A 16,800-nucleotide genomic window follows, 5' to 3' on the forward strand; every position below is an offset into this window, starting at 1 on the left:
TGTCATGCATTTTTCAAAACTATATCATTTATATCTAAACAGTCGCATATGTAGTTGTAAAGATGCTCTTCATTTCATCTGTTCTAATCCTGAAATACAATCACCTTTTTCATAGTTTTTACCATCAAAAAAGTCGATTTTTAATGCTTTTGCATGTAGGATATCCTCGTGGTTCATAACTTGAAAATGAAGGTGAGGTTCCGTTGAATTTCCTGTATTTCCACATTGGGCAATCATTTGACCTTTGTGAACGAAGTCTCCTGGTTGAACTAAAATAGACTCATTTTTAAGATGCGCCAACAAACTAAATTCACAATGGTTATGTTGAATAATAGCGTGATTTCCTAAGAAATGCTTCTCATCTAACTCACCTACGGGTTGATCTTCTAGATTGTTTACTACTGTAATCACCTTCCCTTGTAATGGGGCAACGATTGTACTTCCAAAACAATAAAAATCCTCAAGCGTTTGTGGAGGTAAGCGATGTGTTTCTCCATTTTTAAAAATCGTTAAATCATAGGCATAACGCTGATTTTCATAGGGGAAATGATAATTTAATAAAGTATTATCCCCACCCCAATAGACTTCAAATTTATACTTTACTGGCATGATGTACTTATTTTTTGTTTTAAACTCATTATGATTAATAGCGTCAATCGGTAAAATGTAGATCCCTATCACTTTTGATTGATGTATTGTCATCGTAATGCCAAATGTACGTTCTAAGTTATACCAAATCACTTCTCCTGAGCCTTTTTTACGATAATCTAAATAGATTTCTGATTGTGCCGATGCCTGGGCGTATGTTTTAAAAATATGCTTAAATTGCCGATAACTCACGTGCAGCTTCAATTCTTTTGAAAATAAACGATAGATTTGCCTCGGTCGATTTGAATTAATATATTGTGTGATGTCTGCGATAAACAAAAATTTGACCCCTTTATCCTGTTTTTTTATAATTTATCAAAAATTAATATTAAAGTTAAGTCATATTTGGTTTGTTTATTTTAAAACGTAAACTTTGGTAAGCCTCTGTGTTGTCCTCAAAACAACAAATTTCTTTTTTCAATACGTAGCGATCTTTAAAATGTATTCAAGTGAAAATCATACTATTCATTTATTAAAGATGAATTAAAGTGGAATTAATGTTTTTATAGAAATTCTCCTTTTATAATGTACAAGTAAAGAAAATTTTATCACCAAGACAAAAGGAGTCTATACATCCATGAATATGAAATCACTTATTATTACAGGATTTGCAGCCACAATGTTAGCTACAACTTTTTCAACTACAGGCGCCACAGAAGCACAAGCAAGTACGACAGCACAAAATCAAAGCTTCACAGATAACACGTATGAAAATAAGAAAATGGAACAAGAATTACAGTCATTATATAAAGATGTGAATTCTAAAATTTTACTTTCTGTAAGCCAATCTCCATATTTCAAGAGAGAACTTACTGCAGCAAAAGCTAAAGCGAATATTGCATTAAAGAAAAAAAACTATGCAAAAATGGCACAAGCGAAAGCTGAACTAGAACGCCTTTATGATGAACTAGATAGATCACTCTACCCTGATAACTACTAAACCGTACTTCTGAATATCGGAAACTATAAAAGCCAAACCTTTGTGTATCTTTACAAGGTTTGGCTTTTATATAGTTTAAGTGACAAGTAGATAAATTTATGAGTACTAAAATTAAATTACGCTTTGAAAATAAAATAGATATCTTTATGACTATGATTTAGGAATCCGAACTATGTTAATGTATTTAACTGTTCTTAACTATGAGCGTTCAATAATATTTATATAAAAAGGAAATAAAGAATTTTTTAATAACTCGTCGAGAAATATGATAATATTATTTCAAAAGATAATAGAAGGTGGCACAATGAATGAAACAAAAAATCAACCCTTCACTATATTAGCTTCAATGCTCATAATCAATTCAAATTATGTCCCCGGCAAACTTTTTATAAAAAACGATGGTGTTTATTTTAAAGGAAATGGGCAATTAGAAAACAATGAAATACGTTCACAATTCCTATTTGACGATATCAAACATATTAAATTTGGTTTTTCTTTTAAGCCTTATAGAATCGTTATTCAAACTTATAGCGATTCTCAATACCTTTTTGATTTTGTTCCTAAACAAGAAGGTAAAGTATTTGTTCAAACTGTAAAGCAAAATCTATAATTTAAAATAACGTATATTGCACTAATATTCTATTCTAAATATGAACTAAGTATAACCATCTTAATATTTTACTTTTAAGTCCTATCAAAATGAACCCGAATGATAGATGCCCAATGACATCACACATTTTTCTTCTCTTTAAAGTTAACGAGACTTTCAACCATAGTTAAAGGGCTAAGCATTGTTTAAATGCTCAACCCTTCCCTTTAAAAATAAAAATCCAATTTACCGGTTATATTAATATTTAAATGGTACAGTGCTTAAAATATCATGTTGACGATTGCGAAAATTAAGTGTGCCTTCGCCTTCTTCTAATTTGATTTCTGCATAAGTTTCTTCTTCAGTACTCCGTGACTGTGAAATACTTCCCGGATTTATCACGTGTACGCCGTTAATATATTCATAACGCGCCACATGAGTATGACCATAAAAAGCAAATATCGCATCGTTTTCTCTTGCCTGTTGTGCTAAAAGTACGCGCCCTTGATTGACATTCATGCGATGGCCATGGGTATAAAAAATACGTATATCTTGAAGCGTCAATATGTCATTTTCAGGAAATTCAGGATAAAAATCCATATTACCTTTCACGCGATAAAATAAACTTAACTCCGTATCATTATAAGTGAACTCTGAGTCGCCGAGATGAAAATAAGCATCTGCGTCATCATGTTTTTCGTAAATATTGTGCAATATTCCAGCTTCTGAATGGTTATCACTCACTAAGATGAGTTTCATTATGATTTCTCCCCTTTAATAAATGCTTGGAGTTGATCGATTGCTTTACGACGATGTGAAATTTCGGATTTTTCTTCTGCTGTTAGTTGAGCCATTGTTTTATTTTTGTCTGGAACATAAAAAATGGGATCATATCCAAATCCATTTTCTCCAATACGTGCGAGTGTAATTTCTCCATTAACAGTGCCTCTAAAAGTCTCTGTTTTTCCATCCACTGTTGTCATACTTATGACACATACAAAGCGGGCGGAACGATCTGTTTTATCTTCTAATTCTTGTAAGAGTTTTTCAATGTTGGCTTGATCATCTTTAGCTTCGCCTGCATAACGCGCTGAATAAACTCCAGGTGCCCCCTCTAGTGCGTCTACTTCTAATCCACTATCATCGGCAATGACTGTTTTATTTAATGCTTTTGCGGCTGCTTCAGATTTTAAACGCGCATTTTCTTCAAATGTTACGCCCGTTTCTTCTACATCAAAATCTTCAATAAGTTCATTAATTCCTATAACATTGTATTCTGAAAAGATCACTTTAAAATCATTAATTTTTCCTTTATTAGATGATGCAATAACGATATCTGACACTTGCTATTCCTCCTGCCCTAAATAGATACGTTCTACATGAACGTCGGGGTGTTTCAACCACTCTTTAATGATAAATTCCACATGCGTTACGTCCCCATTGGCAAAGAAGCGATGCTCTGGATGAGGGTTGTAATGCGCATGTTCATGACTAAAAGTAAGTAATGCGCTGACTTCACGCGCTGTTTCTAATCCCGATGAAATCACTGTCTTTGTTCGGTCAAAATAGTCATTAATCGGTTGATAGAGTAAGGGGTAATGGGTACAACCTAATATCACTGTATCAGCTTTAATATGACGCCAACTTTTTAAAGTTTGATGTATAATGATGTTTGTAATTGTAGGATCTTTATACTTCAATTCTTCAACAAGTGGAACAAAACCAGGGCATGCCACCCCATGCACTTCCACGTTTGGATTAATACGTTTTATATGTTGGCGATACGCTTCAGATTTAATCGTCCCTTCAGTCCCTAACACCAATACACTTTGGTTTTCAGTAGTCATAATTGCTGTCCGCGCACCAGGTTCTATAACACCAATTACTGGAATCTTTAATTGCTTTTGCAATGGTTCTAAAGCGACAGCTGTTGCCGTATTACAAGCAATCACTAGCATTTTTATATCATATTGTGTTAAATAGTCCGCCATTTCAATCGTAAACTGACGCACTTCTTCTTGAGATCTTGGTCCATAGGGACAACGGCTCACATCACCAAGATAATAGATTGTTTCATTTGGCAATTGTCGCATAATCTCTTTTGCAACTGTGAGACCCCCTACTCCGGAATCAATAACACCAATAGGTCTCTCCATGTTCTTCATCCTATTCTTTGTTTACTTGTTTTCCATTTTACCATACACCGTGAATACTGATAAGTCACATCGTATGTGTGTGCCGGCATTTATTAAAATGTTGCGTTTCCTTAAAATTAACGTATCAAAAAATGGCTAGGACCTAAACGTGTCCTAGCCTACAACTGTTTTATATTATTTATACCTCTGTAAAGCTTTTAGAGGTTGTTCATCAAGCACTATTACTTTAGTTTACTTTGTGATCAGAACCAAAGAATGATTTGAACATATGGAATGATGACTCACGGTTCATTGCTGCAATAGAAGTTGTCAATGGAATGCCTTTTGGACAAGCTTGAACACAGTTTTGAGAGTTACCACAAGCTTGTAAACCACCTTGGTCCATTAAAGCATCTAAACGTTCATCTTTTGTCATTGCACCTGTAGGATGTAAGTTAAATAAACGCACTTGTGAAATGGCTTGTGCACCAACGAAATCATTCTTAGAAGTAACGTTTGGACAAACTTCTAAACATACGCCACATGTCATACATTTAGACAATTCGTAAGCTGTTTGACGTTTTTTCTCAGGCATTCTTGGACCTGGGCCCAAATCATACGTACCATCAATTGGAATCCAAGCTTTCATACGTTTTAAATTGTCAAACATACGAGAACGATCCACTTGAAGGTCACGAATAATAGGGAAAGTATTCATCGGTTCTAGACGAATAGGTTGTTCTAATTGATCCACAATTGCAGAACATGATTGACGTGCACGACCATTGATGACCATTGAACATGCCCCACATACTTCTTCAAGACAGTTCATATCCCAAGTGACAGGTGTCGTCTTTTCTCCTTTGTCATTGATAGGATTACGACGGATTTCCATTAAACATGCAATCACGTTTAAATTTTCTCTGTACGGAATTTCAAATGATTCTTCGTAAGGTTGAGAGTTCGCATCTTTTTGACGCTTGATAATTAATTTGATGGTTTTATTGCTTTTGTTATCATTTGATTGTTGTACATTTTCGTTTGATGTTTGGACTTCCTTTTGTTGAAGTTCTTTAGTTTCAGCCATTATTTTTTACCCCCTTTTGACTTACTAGTATAGTCACGTTTACGAGGTTCAATTAAGCTCACATCTACTGGTTTGTACGTAAATGTAGGTGCTTCCGTCGGACCGTTATATGATGCAAGGGTATGTTTTAACCATTCTTCATCATTACGGTTCGGGAATTCTGGTTTATAGTGTGCACCACGAGATTCATTTCGGTTATAAGCACCAATGGTAATCACACGTGCTAAAACGAGCATGTTCCATAATTGACGTGTAAAGAACACCGCTTGGTTACTCCAGCTTGATGTATCTTCCATATCGATGTTTTCATAACGTTTCATTAACTCAACGATTTTCTTATCTGTTTCGAGTAAGCGATCATTATGACGAACCACTGTCACGTTAGCAGTCATAATTTCACCCAATTCACGGTGTAATTTATAGGCGTTTTCAGACCCTTTCATATTTAAAAGTTTGTCAAAACGCGCTTGTTCTTCATCGATACGTTTTTGATAAATACTATCGTCTAAATCGACATAAGAAGTCTCAACATTTTCTACATATTTTACTGCGTTTGGACCCGCAACTGTTCCACCGTAAATAGCAGATAATAATGAGTTGGCACCAAGACGGTTACCACCGTGTTGAGAAAAGTCACATTCGCCCGCTGCAAAGAGACCTTCTATATTTGTCATTTGATCATAGTCCACATATAATCCACCCATTGAATAGTGAACGGCTGGGAAGATTTTCATCGGAACTTTACGTGGGTCATCACCTGTAAATTTCTCATAAATTTCGATGATTCCGCCAAGTTTAACATCTAACTCATGTGGATCTTTATGCGAAAGGTCTAAATACACCATGTTTTCGCCGTTAATTCCTAATTTTTGATTAACACATACATCAAAGATTTCACGTGTTGCAATATCACGTGGAACAAGGTTTCCGTAGTCTGGATATTTTTCTTCTAAGAAGTACCATGGTTTACCATCTTTATAAGTCCAAATACGACCCCCTTCACCACGTGCTGATTCACTCATTAAGCGAAGTTTGTCATCCCCTGGAATTGCAGTAGGATGAATTTGAATAAATTCACCATTGGCATAATGTACACCTTGTTGATACGCAATAGATGCTGCAGAACCCGTGTTAATCATAGAGTTCGTTGTTTTACCGAAGATAATACCTGGACCACCTGTAGCCATAATGACTGCATCAGATCCGAATGACTTGATTTCTGAAGTGGTAATATTTTGAGCGATAATCCCTCTTGCTTTATTTTCATCATCTTTGACGATACCTAAAAATTCCCAACCTTCATATTTCGTAACAAGCCCATCTACTTCGAAGCTACGCACTTGTTCATCTAATGCATATAATAATTGTTGTCCAGTCGTTGCCCCAGCAAAAGCCGTTCTATGGAAGAGTGTTCCACCGAAACGACGGAAGTCTAAAAGACCTTCTTTCGTACGACTGAACATTACACCCATACGGTCTAATAAGTGAATAATTTTCGGCGCCGCTTCTGTCATCGCTTTAACTGGTGGTTGGTCAGCTAAAAAGTCACCGCCGTATACTGTATCATCAAAATGAAGATATGGTGAGTCACCCTCACCTTTCGTATTTACCGCACCGTTAATCCCACCTTGTGCACATACAGAGTGAGAACGTTTAACGGGAACGATAGAGAACAAGTCAACGTGCGCACCTTGTTCCGCTGCTTTAATTGTTGACATAAGCCCCGCAAGGCCTCCACCGACAACAATAATTTTCTTTTCTGCCATAGAATTGTCACTCCCCTGAAATGATTAAAACGTTAAGACTAAAAACGCTTGTGTCAATTCTAAATCAAGTGTTTTATGTTTGTCTTATTGATCTCTTTTGTCTCGAGTTAACTTGCACTTATGCAAAAGCTAAAATCGCACTTACACCGATGTAAGCTAAAATAATAAACACAATTAATGATACCCATGTAAATACTTTTTGTGATTTTGGTGATTGTAAAATACCCCAAGTTACTAGGAATGACCAAAGACCATTCGCAAAGTGGAATACAACTGCAATGATACATACAATATAGAAAATCATCCAAATAGGATTTGATACAATTTGGTGTACCATGTCAAAATTTACTTCGTGTCCAAAAAACTTTTGAATACGTGTTTGCCACATATGTATCATTACGAACAAGAATGTTAATACACCTGATAAACGTTGGAACAAGAATAACCAGTTACGTGTGTATGAATAATGCCCGATATTCTGACTGGCTGTAAATGCGATGTAAAAACCATAAATAGCATGGAATAAAATCGGAATGTAAATCATAATAATTTCTAATGCGTATAGAAATGGTAATGATTCCATAAATCCTGCTGCTTTGTTAAATGCTTCTACCCCTTGTGTCGCTTGATGGTTCACTGTTAAGTGTACAATTAAAAATGCACCTAATGGAATAACGCCAAGCAACGAATGTAATCGTCTTAGGTAGAATTGATTCTTCGTTTGTGCCAAAAGGAAGCCCCCCTGCGTTACTAGATTTTTGACCTCTTTTTTGTACGTTGACTCAAAGAAAACGTTTGCATATCTTAATAAAAAAAGAAATCAACTCCCTTTTATTGTAACACTAAATGTGACAAATTTGGGTATGAGAATGATTCTCAACCCAAATTTATCCATTTTCTTCATGAAGTGCTTGGTAAAGCGATTCAGCCGTCTTTTGAGGCAATCCTACCGATTGTAATTCTTCTATTGAGGCTACTTTCATTTTTTTAATAGAGCCAAAATGACGTAACAGTTTTGTTTTTCGTTTCGGTCCTACACCTTCAACTTGGTCTAAGACAGATTGCATTCCAGTTTTACGACGGGTTTGTCTGTGGAACGTAATCGCAAATCGATGCACTTCATCTTGAATACGTTGTAATAAGTAAAAGGCTTGTCCATTCTTTTTCAATGGAATGACTTGGGCTTGCTCACCATACAATAGTTCAGAAGTTTGGTGTTTATCATTTTTTTGTAAGCCAGCCACGGGGATATCGAGGCCAAGTTCATTCGTCAACACATCTATCACACTGGACATATGTCCCTTACCTCCATCAACAATAATAAGATCAGGTAAAGGAAGGCCTTCATTCAAAACTCTCTTATAACGTCTTCGAACCGCTTCTTGCATAGATTTATAATCATCTGGTCCTTCAACAGTCTTAATTTTATATTTTCGGTATCCCTTTTTATCCGGTTTACCATCCACAAAGGAGACCATAGCTGATACCGGGTCAACTCCTTGTATATTGGAGTTATCAAACGCTTCAATACGAATAGGCGTCTGAATCCCCATTGCCTCCCCTAGTTGTTCAATCGCTTTAATGGTTCTCGATTCATCTCTTGCAATCAATTCAAACTTGTTTTCTAATGCAACTTTCGCATTTTTATTCGCAAGGTCCACCAGTTGTTTCTTTTGTCCACGTTGAGGATTCAATACTTTCGTCTCCACAACTGAGGTAATCATTTCACGATCCAGTTGCTTTGGAACGTGAATCTCTTTAGGGATAAAATGTTGATTCAATTGATAAAATTGACCAATGAACGTATAAAATTCTTCTTCAGGTGTTTGTTGTAACGGAAACATTGTGGCTTCTCGCTCTATTAAATTTCCTTGGCGTACAAAAAACACTTGAATACACATCCATCCTTTTTCAACATAATAACCAAAGACATCTCTGATGGTTTGGTCAGAGGACATAATCTTTTGTTTTTTCGTTAAATTATGAATGTGATCGATTAAATCTCGGTATTCTTTAGCTTGTTCAAATTCAAGATTTTCACTCGCTTGAAGCATCCGTGTCTCTAATTGTTTAAGAATGGTTTTATCTTCTCCATTTAAAAAGTCACTAATTTCACGCGTCATTCTATCATATTCTGATTGTTTTACAGGGTAAACACAGGGCCCTAAACATTGGCCAATATGATAATACAAACATAAACGGTCTGGCATTTTATCACATTTTCGAAACGGATAAATACGATCTAGTAGCTTTTTTGTTTCATGCGCTGAATAGGCATTCGGATAAGGTCCAAAATATTTTCCGCTCCCTTTACGCACCGTCCGAGTAACAACAAGCTTTGGATGCCGTTCTTTTGTAATTTTGATGAAAGGATAGCTTTTATCATCTTTTAATAATACATTATATCTCGGTTGATATTTTTTAATTAAATTGAGTTCTAATAATAACGACTCGGTTTCACTGGAAGTCACGATATATTCAAAATCGACGATTTCTCGAACAAGTCGTGTTGTTTTTAAATCATGTGCACCTGTAAAATAAGAGCGCACCCGATTGCGCAAACGCTTTGCTTTACCCACATAGATAACCTGGTCTTGTCGGTCTTTCATTAAGTAACATCCAGGTTCCATGGGCAAAACGGAAAGTTTTTGCTTAATTTTTTCCTTTACCTCATTCATAACGTGTTCACCTACCTCATGTGCGTTATACATGAAAAGGCTGGGTTGAAATCTTTGTCAGATTCCTAGCCCAGCCTATAAAAGAGCGTCATCATCATTTCAATGTGAACCGCATCTTTAATTGATTATAAGTGTTTATCTAAAACTTGTGCTAAGTTTTCTTTTGGTTGGAAACCAACAACTTTGTCTACAGCCTCTCCGTCTTTAAATACAATTAAAGTAGGAATGCTCATCACTTCATATTTTGCTGCCGTTGCTTGGTTTTGGTCAACATCTAATTTTAAAACGTCAGCTTTTCCATCATAATCCGCTGCTAAGTCTTCTAAAACAGGTGCAATCATTTTACAAGGTCCACACCAAGTTGCCCAAAAGTCTACTAATTTTACACCTTTATTAATTTGTTCCTCAAAATTTGAATCGTTTACTTCGATTAATGCCATAGGATGTTGCCTCCTTGAATTTCTTGATAGTCAAAGTATATCAAAATCATGTTTTGATTTCATTACTATTGCTCATTATTTTAAAGTTGCTACTGTGACCCCAAAGCCACCCTCACTTGGCATGCCTGTTCGGAAACTGGACACACTTCGATGTTGTTTCAGATGTTGTTGTACGCCTTTTTGAAGGGCGCCTGTCCCTTTACCATGAATAATATAAACATCTTCATAGTTGCTTAAAACTGCTTGATCTAAATATTGATCGAGTGCACTTAAAGCTTCTTCATATCGATAACCTCGTAAATCTAACTCCATTTTAACAGTAGAACGATTAGAACGTGTGACCATTTTAGACGGCTTTTCTTTTGCTTTTTCTTTTTTCTCTAAGTCTTTAATCGGCAACTTCATTTTAATAATGCCCATTTGGACGACCGCTTCATCATCACTGAGAAGTTCAAGCACTTCTCCTTTTTGGCCATAAGAAAGCACTTTGACTTCGTCGCCTTGTTGGATGGCATCATGACGTTGCTTTTTCACGTCTTGCTTAATGGATTTGGCTTCATACTGATCATCTAATTGTTTCTTTTTATCAATGAGCTCATGTTCTTTAACTTCTGCACCCTTTTTATCTCTCATTTCACGTAAATCTTTTAATATTTCATCAGCTTCTTTAGTCGCAGCATGCACACGTTGATTCGCTTTTTCTTTCGCCTCTTCCATTAGGCGTGATTCATAGTTTTGATATTGTTCGTATTTTTGAGAGAGTTGTTCATGCAATGCTTCTGCTTCACGTACAAGGCGTTCAAGTTCAATACGTTGATCATCAACTCGTTTGGCATTGGTCTCTAATGAAGCAATCATTTCATTGATTTCTTGTTCATCTTGGCCAACCATCGATTTTGCATGATTAATAATTTTTAAACTTAATCCTAAACGTTTAGAAATATCAAAGGCGTTTGAGCGACCCGGCACACCCATTAACAATTTATACGTTGGACTGAGTGTGTTCACATCAAATTCAACACTCGCATTCATCACACCTTCCCGATTATAGCTATAAGCTTTGAGTTCGGGATAATGCGTTGTCGCCATTACATGAGCCCCTAGGTTGTGCACATGATCTAAAATACTCATGGCAAGTGCTGCCCCTTCACTTGGGTCAGTTCCTGCGCCTAGCTCGTCAAATAAAATTAAACTATTGGCGTTCGCTTCATCTAAAATAGAAATGATGGTCTTCATATGTGATGAGAATGTCGATAAGGACTGTTCGATGGATTGTTCATCTCCAATATCACAAAAAACATGTTCAAACACACTTAACTGACTGCCATCTAAAGTAGGAATAAGCAAGCCAGATTGTGCCATTACAATGATAAGACCTAATGTTTTCAGTGTGACTGTTTTCCCCCCAGTATTAGGGCCAGTAATAATAACTGTTTGAATCTCTTCCTCAAACGCTATCGTATTTGCGACAACCGTATTTAAATCGAGCAAGGGATGAAAAGCCTTAGGTAAATAGATTTTTTTAGTTTCAGAAAAGGTAGGTTTTGTCGCTTTTATTTTTGCGCCATATCTTGCTTTTGCGATAATAAAATCTAAGTGTCCCATAATCGATTCAGATAACATACATTGTTCCGCTTCATCCGCAACTTCTGCAGTTAATTGCGATAAGATGCGTTCCATTTCCACTTTTTCATCATTTCTTAACCGACTCACTTGATTGTTGAGTTCAACAACCGAAGAAGGTTCAATATAGAGTGTTTGGCCTGAAGCAGATTGATCATGCATAATACCTGAAAAGTCTTGACGGTATTCTGCTTTTACAGGAATAACATGACGTTCATTTCTCACTGTGACAATGGCATCAGATAATTTTTTTTGATTTCCTGTTGATTTTACAATACGATCCAACTGCGCTTTAATACGTTGATTTGTTTTCGAGATGTGACTTCTTATAGATTGTAACTCATAACTAGCAGAATCGTATAAATCAGTCGCATCACATTTTTCTTTAATAGATTGATATAAGTGCGTTAACACAGGTAATCGTTGCATATTGCCATCTAAAATAGGATAGTTAACTTTTTCATCTTCTTCGAGCAGCTGATGATAAAACGTTTTAAATTGATTTTGAACTTGGATTAATTGTTTAATGGCATTCAACTCTTGAACGTTTAAAGTTCCCCCGATTTGAGCACGCTTAACATAAGGCGCAACTCGCGTGAGACCACTTAAACTTGGCAATCGATGTTGGTTGTATATTTGGGAAAGCTCGTCCGTTTCCTCCATTTGGTGAACGACCGTATCAAATTCAGTAGCTGGCGTTAAGTCTCGCACTTTTTCAGCACCTAAATCACTAATCACTTCATTTAAAAGTGCTGATTTCACTTTATCAAATTCTAATATTTCCAAAGTTTTTTGTTTCATAGTATCCCTCAATTTCTATAAAGCCGCTGTTACTTCCGCACTATTGATTTACAATGCACCTATATTTTAGAAAACGATGTGCGATGCGTACTCCTTTTGTCTAATGTCTTTGTTCTTACGCATGACATTTTAATAGGTCCACTCCTAAAATGATGACGCTTTTATCTCAAATAAACTTACATTTTTTTCTGATTAACAAAATCTTTAAATGTACTTCGTGACATTGCATTGATTACTTGCGTCTTTTTCACAAAGCCTTTTTGAGCGGTAGCCACACCATATTTCATGAATTCCAAATGGTTCGTATGATGCGCATCTGTATTAATGGTTACTTTAAGGTTAGGATTGGCACGTAAAGTTGCTGCATTTAAATCTAGGCGCTTAGGATTGGCATTAATTTCCAATACTGTATTTGTATCTGAACACATTTTTATCAACTTTTCCATATCGACTGGATAGCCGTCTCGACGACCAATAATTCTGCCTGTCGGATGGGCAATATGTCGAACATATGGATTGTAACAAGCGGTTTCTAATCGTTTCATAATTTCTGATTCTGACTGATTAAAGCTTTGGTGAATAGCTGCAATGACATAATCTAATTGTGAAAGCACCTCATCCTCATAGTCCAAAGATCCGTCCGGTAAGATATCCATTTCTGTTCCTGAATAAATATCAATCTCTTCATACTCTTTGTTGAGTGCTTTAATTTCTTCATTTTGCTTGAGTAAACGTTCGATACTAAGCCCATTTGCAACTTTAAGACTTTTGGAATGGTCTGTAATACACATGAAATCATACCCTTTTCGTATGTTCGCTTCAACCATTTCACGTAAAGACATTGCACCATCACTCGCCGTCGTATGCATATGAATATCTCCTCGAATATCTTCGAGTGTAATGATGTCAGATAAATCTTTATCAAATTCAGAACCATCTTCTCTCATGCTTGGCGCAATCCAATTAACGTTAAAATGTTCATATATTTTTGCTTCACTATCAAATTGCAGTAATTGACCATCTGCTTGCTCTATTCCATATTCACTAACCTTTTCCTCTCGCGCCTTTGCCAGTTGACGGATGCGGATGTTATGTTCTTTTGACCCTGTGAAATGTTGTAGTGTGTGGAAAAACGAACGAGGTTCAATCATTCTAAAATCGACACCTATTGTTTCATCGTCATACTCGAGTTCTAATGAAACTTTTGTTTTCCCAACAGCTACTTCTTTTAGTTTATTAGGAATTTCAAGCAAAGCTTTTTGTACTTTTAAGGGGGCCTCTGTGCTAATAATATAGTCTAAATCTTTGCTCATTTCTTTCATACGTCTAAAGCTCCCCGCAACTTCGAACGCCTCTATCTCTGGAATCGTCTCCAAATGAGCTTGGACCACACGATTTAACCCGCGCATAGTATCAATAGGATAGTGGTCTTTTTTCGCACCCATCGCTTTCACAGCTTCTAATATGTTTTGTTCAGTCTTTTTAGCAAATCCTTTCAATTCACTAACTTTGCCTGCTTCACATGCAGCTTGTAATGAGGATTTGTCAGTAATATGGAGAGTCTCATAAAGTTTTGCAATTTTTTTACTGCCTAAACCTTGAATTTTAAGCAAAGGAATAAGCCCTTCCGGAACTTCTTTTTGCAAAGTTTCTAGTGTTGGAGAGGTGCCTGTTTTGCGATAGGTATCTATGACTTCACCTACACCCTTCCCGATATTCTTAAGTGCTGTGACGTCATCAATTTCATCTAATGTGCACTCGTCTGTCTCAAGACTTTGTGCGGCTTTTCGGTATGCAGAAACTTTAAATGCATTTTCGCCTTTCAATTCCATATAGGTTGCTATTTTTTCAAGTAAACGTATCACATCTTTTTTCGTCATTGAAATCACCTCATAAAAAAGAGGATGAAACGATGATTCAATCTACTATGTCGTTCCAACCTCAAAAGTTAGTTTAAATTAAGTTCATTGTATATTGTGAAAGGATAGGGAGCTTGGTAATAAGCCATTGTGCGAATGGCGTATGTTGAAGTGCTAACTGTATATTTGCGTCTGGATACAAGGCCATTAAAATAAAAATAAAATGAAGAACAATCCCTGCCGAAATCACGCTCACACCTACGCCCACCACACGCAATACCAAAGAATTCCGATGGCGATAAATCAATTTGGCAAACGTATCCAATACAACATGTGCAATCACTTTGACGATAAATACAATCAGTAATAAACTGACCAGAGCATTAAAATGAGATTCAGGCTGGTCAAACTGAATCGCGTATGTCGTATCAAAAGCATCCGTCTTAGGGAATGGAATAAATAATCTCAAATAATCATTGAGTGGTTTATAAAATTGAAGTCCTACCCACAAAGCAAATACGGTACTCATCAGATGCAGCACACTGGCCGTCATCCCTCGATAAAAACCGATAGCGGCATAAATGAGAATGAAAATCCCGCTAATTAGGAGAAACATTTCATTCGCCTCTATGTTTTAATCTTTGAATTTCTTCTCTTAATCTCGCGTTTTCTTCCTCAAGAAGCACTAATTCATGTGTCACATTGACAGCTGTTAAAACCGCTTTTCGTACTGAATCTAATCCAGCATTGCGTTGTCCTAATGACTTTATTTTATCATCAACTAAATCAGCAACATAACGAATGTGCTCAGGGTCATCTTCTCCAACGATCGTATAGTGCTGGTCATTTATTGTTACGTTTATTCTGTTTTTAAACTCACCCATATCCGTTCACCTAGCCCTATAATTTAATTTTATTCATCAACGTACATTATACACGAGACGGAAGAGTTTGTGTATCATGGATTCATATGAATTCATTCTTTTCATATGACTTTTTTGTAGCAATGGCATACCCACTCCCTTCACGTTAAAAATTTATGATAGGATAAGCAATAGAAATATGAATAAAAGAGGTTACTTATGGCAAATTTAGTTCAAACATTATCTCAAAATGAGATTGAAAAGTTAATTCAAAAAATTAATGCCGATACTTCTAATTTAGCGCCCGGAATGATTGCAAAAGCAAAGTATCAAGGGGTAACGATTAGTATATATAAATCGCGCAAGGTCATGTTTCAAGGACAAAACGTCGAAGCTGTCGCACAAAAGCTCCTTGGTCCAAAGAGTGTATCTATAGCAGCAACCAAACCAGTCACTCCTCAAAAACATTCCGTGAACTACAATCAAATGAGCTGTATCGGCAGTGACGAAGCGGGAAGTGGCGATTATTTCGGTCCTTTAACGGTTTGTGCATGCTATGTGAGTAAAGAAAATATCGCCGTTCTCAAAACTTTAGGGGTGGACGACTCTAAAAAGTTGAATGATCGTAAAATCGTGGAACTTGCAGAACAATTGGTGACTTTTCTTCCCCACTCCCTCATCGTTCTAGATAATCCAAATTATAATGAACGCCAAGCGATGGGATGGTCACAAGTGAAAATGAAAGCTGTTTTACATAATGCTTGCATTCAAAACGTCTTAAAAAAAGTAGAACAAAGTGATATCGATGCCATTGTCATTGATCAGTTTGCGCAGCCCGGCGTTTATAAACGCTATGCGTTAGGAGACATCCCTCTTGAAAAACGGACGCATTTTGAAACAAAAGGTGAATCCAAATCGTTAGCTATCGCTGCAGCAAGTATTATTTCAAGATATGCTTTTGTTAAACATATGGATTTACTTTCTAAAAAAATGCACCAAACGATTTTGAAAGGGGCAAGTGGCAAAGTCGACCTTTTGGCAGCGCAAATTATTGAGAAACAAGGACTCCCTCAACTTGACGCCATCACAAAAAAACATTTTGGTAATCGAGAGAAAGCACTTAAATTAGTACAAAAAAAGCGCAAGGATATATAATGAACAATTATTACATCATAGACATATGATTGAAACATAACCTACTTTTAAAGAGCGTAAGAGTTGAAATATCTAGATCATCAATCATTTGAACGCCATCAAAATTTATCTAAGAATAAATTCTGATGGCTATTTTAATACCTTATAAAGAAAATAATACATAGATGTAAAAAACTGTTCACAAAGCGCATGACTTTGCGAACAGTTTAAATTATG

16 protein-coding genes are annotated in these 16,800 nt (G+C 36.2%); 3 read left to right on the forward strand and 13 right to left on the reverse strand.

Annotated elements, in window-relative coordinates; all coding sequences use genetic code 11:
* Positions 1-69: 69 nt before the first annotated feature.
* The gene (locus tag PYW36_RS07765; RefSeq protein ID WP_103159602.1) at positions 70-927 is read right to left on the reverse strand and encodes a M23 family metallopeptidase; all 858 of its coding nucleotides are present in this window, start codon (positions 925-927) and stop codon (positions 70-72) included.
* 298 nt (positions 928-1,225) lie between these two features.
* Here PYW36_RS07765 and PYW36_RS07770 point away from each other — a divergent pair, with 298 nt between their 5' ends.
* On the forward strand, positions 1,226-1,588 hold the full coding sequence (locus PYW36_RS07770) for a complement inhibitor SCIN family protein (protein ID WP_051604953.1): 363 nt from the start codon (positions 1,226-1,228) through the stop codon (positions 1,586-1,588).
* 304 nt (positions 1,589-1,892) lie between these two features.
* Positions 1,893-2,198, forward strand: coding sequence for a hypothetical protein (locus PYW36_RS07775; protein WP_037571624.1), 306 nt, complete (start codon positions 1,893-1,895; stop codon positions 2,196-2,198).
* Positions 2,199-2,435: 237 nt separating this feature from the next.
* Here the strand turns inward: PYW36_RS07775 and PYW36_RS07780 are convergent, their stop codons facing one another.
* The 12 genes from PYW36_RS07780 to zapA all read right to left on the reverse strand — a co-directional run bounded on the left by PYW36_RS07780 (position 2,436) and on the right by zapA (position 15,450).
* On the reverse strand, positions 2,436-2,939 hold the full coding sequence (locus PYW36_RS07780; RefSeq protein WP_037571627.1) for a YfcE family phosphodiesterase: 504 nt from the start codon (positions 2,937-2,939) through the stop codon (positions 2,436-2,438).
* Entirely contained in the window at positions 2,936-3,520 is a 585-nt protein-coding gene (locus PYW36_RS07785; RefSeq protein ID WP_037571629.1) for an XTP/dITP diphosphatase, read from the reverse strand. The genes PYW36_RS07780 and PYW36_RS07785 overlap by 4 nt, the downstream gene beginning before the upstream one ends.
* Positions 3,521-3,523: 3 nt before the next feature.
* Entirely contained in the window at positions 3,524-4,333 is an 810-nt protein-coding gene (gene racE / locus PYW36_RS07790; RefSeq protein WP_037571631.1) for a glutamate racemase, read from the reverse strand.
* 226 nt (positions 4,334-4,559) lie between these two features.
* Positions 4,560-5,399, reverse strand: a complete 840-nt coding sequence (gene sdhB / locus PYW36_RS07795; protein ID WP_103158731.1) for a succinate dehydrogenase iron-sulfur subunit — start codon at positions 5,397-5,399, stop codon at positions 4,560-4,562.
* A complete protein-coding gene (gene sdhA / locus PYW36_RS07800; protein ID WP_037571637.1) occupies positions 5,399-7,165 on the reverse strand; it encodes a succinate dehydrogenase flavoprotein subunit in 1,767 nt (588 codons plus the stop codon). The genes sdhB and sdhA overlap by 1 nt, the downstream gene beginning before the upstream one ends.
* Before the next feature lie 118 nt (positions 7,166-7,283).
* Positions 7,284-7,895 carry a succinate dehydrogenase cytochrome b558 subunit gene (locus tag PYW36_RS07805; protein ID WP_037571652.1) on the reverse strand — a complete coding sequence of 204 codons (612 nt, stop codon included), beginning with the start codon at positions 7,893-7,895 and terminating at the stop codon, positions 7,284-7,286.
* A 157-nt stretch (positions 7,896-8,052) separates the two neighbouring features.
* Positions 8,053-9,843: an excinuclease ABC subunit UvrC gene (gene uvrC, locus PYW36_RS07810; RefSeq protein WP_037571654.1), complete on the reverse strand. Its 1,791-nt coding sequence runs from the start codon at positions 9,841-9,843 to the stop codon at positions 8,053-8,055.
* Between the two features lie 125 nt (positions 9,844-9,968).
* Positions 9,969-10,283 carry a thioredoxin gene (gene trxA, locus PYW36_RS07815; protein WP_037571657.1) on the reverse strand — a complete coding sequence of 105 codons (315 nt, stop codon included), beginning with the start codon at positions 10,281-10,283 and terminating at the stop codon, positions 9,969-9,971.
* Between the two features lie 75 nt (positions 10,284-10,358).
* Positions 10,359-12,707 carry an endonuclease MutS2 gene (locus PYW36_RS07820; protein WP_103158730.1) on the reverse strand — a complete coding sequence of 783 codons (2,349 nt, stop codon included), beginning with the start codon at positions 12,705-12,707 and terminating at the stop codon, positions 10,359-10,361.
* A 176-nt stretch (positions 12,708-12,883) separates the two neighbouring features.
* Positions 12,884-14,587, reverse strand: a complete 1,704-nt coding sequence (gene polX / locus PYW36_RS07825) for a DNA polymerase/3'-5' exonuclease PolX (RefSeq protein ID WP_103158729.1) — start codon at positions 14,585-14,587, stop codon at positions 12,884-12,886.
* 73 nt (positions 14,588-14,660) lie between these two features.
* Positions 14,661-15,182 carry a CvpA family protein gene (locus tag PYW36_RS07830; protein WP_037571662.1) on the reverse strand — a complete coding sequence of 174 codons (522 nt, stop codon included), beginning with the start codon at positions 15,180-15,182 and terminating at the stop codon, positions 14,661-14,663.
* Position 15,183: 1 nt separating this feature from the next.
* A complete protein-coding gene (zapA, locus tag PYW36_RS07835) occupies positions 15,184-15,450 on the reverse strand; it encodes a cell division protein ZapA (RefSeq protein WP_037571667.1) in 267 nt (88 codons plus the stop codon).
* Positions 15,451-15,648: 198 nt separating this feature from the next.
* Here zapA and rnhC point away from each other — a divergent pair, with 198 nt between their 5' ends.
* Positions 15,649-16,584 (forward strand): ribonuclease HIII, encoded by a 936-nt coding sequence (rnhC, locus tag PYW36_RS07840; RefSeq protein ID WP_037571670.1) that lies wholly within the window; start codon positions 15,649-15,651, stop codon positions 16,582-16,584.
* The last annotated feature ends 216 nt before the right edge of the window (positions 16,585-16,800 follow it).

It is taken from the genome of Staphylococcus chromogenes (assembly GCF_029024625.1).
Lineage (GTDB): Bacteria > Bacillota > Bacilli > Staphylococcales > Staphylococcaceae > Staphylococcus > Staphylococcus chromogenes.